Origin of the sequence: Gilliamella sp. wkB292 (assembly GCF_001690235.1) — a bacterium.
Taxonomy (GTDB): Bacteria; Pseudomonadota; Gammaproteobacteria; order Enterobacterales; family Orbaceae; genus Gilliamella; species Gilliamella apicola_F.
The window spans coordinates 1-1210 of record NZ_LZGO01000051.1; the positions used below are offsets into that span (position 1 = coordinate 1).

The 1210-nt window shown below is 48.2% G+C and carries 1 tRNA gene and 2 rRNA genes; all 3 read left to right on the top strand.

The features are described 5' to 3' along the window. Positions 1–524, top strand: a 16S ribosomal RNA gene (locus A9G09_RS05905); the annotation flags it as partial. A gap of 52 nt (positions 525–576) precedes the next feature. Then, positions 577–652: transfer RNA gene (locus tag A9G09_RS05910), tRNA-Glu, on the top strand. A 208-nt stretch (positions 653–860) separates the two neighbouring features. Then, positions 861–1210, top strand: a 23S ribosomal RNA gene (locus A9G09_RS05915); the annotation flags it as partial.

A 1210-nucleotide genomic window follows, 5' to 3' on the forward strand; every position in this document is an offset into this window, starting at 1 on the left:
CGAGAGTGCCTTCGGGAACTGTGAGACAGGTGCTGCATGGCTGTCGTCAGCTCGTGTTGTGAAATGTTGGGTTAAGTCCCGCAACGAGCGCAACCCTTATCCTTTGTTGCCAGCGGTTTGGCCGGGAACTCAAAGGAGACTGCCGTTGATAAAGCGGAGGAAGGTGGGGACGACGTCAAGTCATCATGGCCCTTACGACCAGGGCTACACACGTGCTACAATGGCGTATACAAAGGGAGGCGACCTCGCGAGAGCAAGCGGACCTCATAAAGTACGTCTAAGTCCGGATTGGAGTCTGCAACTCGACTCCATGAAGTCGGAATCGCTAGTAATCGTGAATCAGAATGTCACGGTGAATACGTTCCCGGGCCTTGTACACACCGCCCGTCACACCATGGGAGTGGGTTGCACCAGAAGTAGATAGCTTAACCTTCGGGAGGGCGTTTACCACGGTGTGGTCCATGACTGGGGTGAAGTCGTAACAAGGTAACCGTAGGGGAACCTGCGGTTGGATCACCTCCTTACGAAGCGCTCGTAAGTGTTCACACAGATTGTTTGTTTGTAAGAGATAATTAAGTCCCCTTCGTCTAGAGGCCTAGGACATCGCCCTTTCACGGCGGTAACAGGGGTTCGAATCCCCTAGGGGACGCCATACAACGTGACGTAATTATTTCTTAAAAAAATTATGTTTGTATTTACTTGAAAGAGTAAATAGAAAGATAATGCTCTTTAACAATTAGGAACAAGCTGAAAGAAACGAGTTCTCGTTTTTACGGAAAGCATTTGTATGCAAGTATAAATGTAATGAAGTAGAAAAGAGAAAAAAGCGTAATTAAAACCAAGACAACTGTGAGTTGTAAGGTTAAGAAATTAAGCGTACACGGTGGATGCCTAGGCAATCAGAGGCGATGAAGGACGTGTTAATCTGCGAAAAGCGACGGTGAGCCGATAAAAGGCGCTATAACCGTTGATGTCCGAATGGGGGAACCCAGTGCAGGTGACTGCACTATCATCTGATGAATACATAGTCAGATGAGGCGAACCGGGAGAACTGAAACATCTAAGTACCCCGAGGAAAAGAAATCAACCGAGATTCCCAAAGTAGCGGCGAGCGAAATGGGAGCAGCCCAAGCGGGTAGCATAATGTATTAGTGGAAGCGTCTGGAAAGTCGCACGATAGAGGGTGAAAGTCCCGTACATGAAAGTAGAT